The 666-nt window shown below is 52.9% G+C and carries 6 tRNA genes; all 6 read right to left on the minus strand.

Going from position 1 to position 666, the window contains the following annotated elements:
- Positions 1–29 precede the first annotated feature (29 nt).
- Positions 30–105, minus strand: a tRNA-Asp gene (locus B5P40_RS26100).
- A gap of 2 nt (positions 106–107) precedes the next feature.
- Positions 108–184, minus strand: a tRNA-Met gene (locus B5P40_RS26105).
- Positions 185–208: 24 nt separating this feature from the next.
- Positions 209–301, minus strand: a tRNA-Ser gene (locus B5P40_RS26110).
- Positions 302–362: 61 nt separating this feature from the next.
- Positions 363–455: transfer RNA gene (locus tag B5P40_RS26115), tRNA-Ser, on the minus strand.
- 18 nt (positions 456–473) lie between these two features.
- Positions 474–546: transfer RNA gene (locus B5P40_RS26120), tRNA-Ala, on the minus strand.
- A gap of 15 nt (positions 547–561) precedes the next feature.
- Positions 562–635, minus strand: a tRNA-Pro gene (locus tag B5P40_RS26125).
- Between the last annotated feature and the right edge of the window lie 31 nt (positions 636–666).

Below are 666 nucleotides of genomic sequence, written 5' to 3' on the forward strand. Positions count from 1 at the left end.
ACCGACTGAGCTACCGAGCCAACATAAAATGGCGGTCCCGACCGGGGTCGAACCGGCGATCTCCTGCGTGACAGGCAGGCATGTTAACCACTACACCACGGGACCATTGGTTGCGGGGACAGGATTTGAACCTGCGACCTTCGGATTATGAGCCCGACGAGCTACCGTACTGCTCCACCCCGCGACGATATTATGTTTTAAAAATAAATGGAGGAGGTAGAGGGATTCGAACCCCCGCGCGACTCTCGCCGCCTGTCGGTTTTCAAGACCGATCCCTTCAGCCGAACTTGGGTATACCTCCATGAAGGAAAAATTAATATCTTATTCATTTTTATATGTAACTAAACCACTTTTTAAAAAAATGGAGGAGGTAGAGGGATTCGAACCCCCGCGCGACTCTCGCCGCCTGTCGGTTTTCAAGACCGATCCCTTCAGCCGAACTTGGGTATACCTCCGACATATAAAAAATAAAGTGGAGCCTAGCGGGATCGAACCGCTGACCTCCTGCGTGCAAGGCAGGCGCTCTCCCAGCTGAGCTAAGGCCCCATGTTTTTGGGAAAATCGGGAAGACAGGATTTGAACCTGCGACCCCCTGGTCCCAAACCAGGTGCTCTACCAAGCTGAGCCACTTCCCGTTAATAAAAGCGCGCCCGAGAGGAGTCGAAC

The organism is Bacillus sp. SRB_8, from assembly GCF_003264205.1.
Classification (GTDB): domain Bacteria; phylum Bacillota; class Bacilli; order Bacillales; family Bacillaceae_G; genus Bacillus_A; species Bacillus_A mycoides.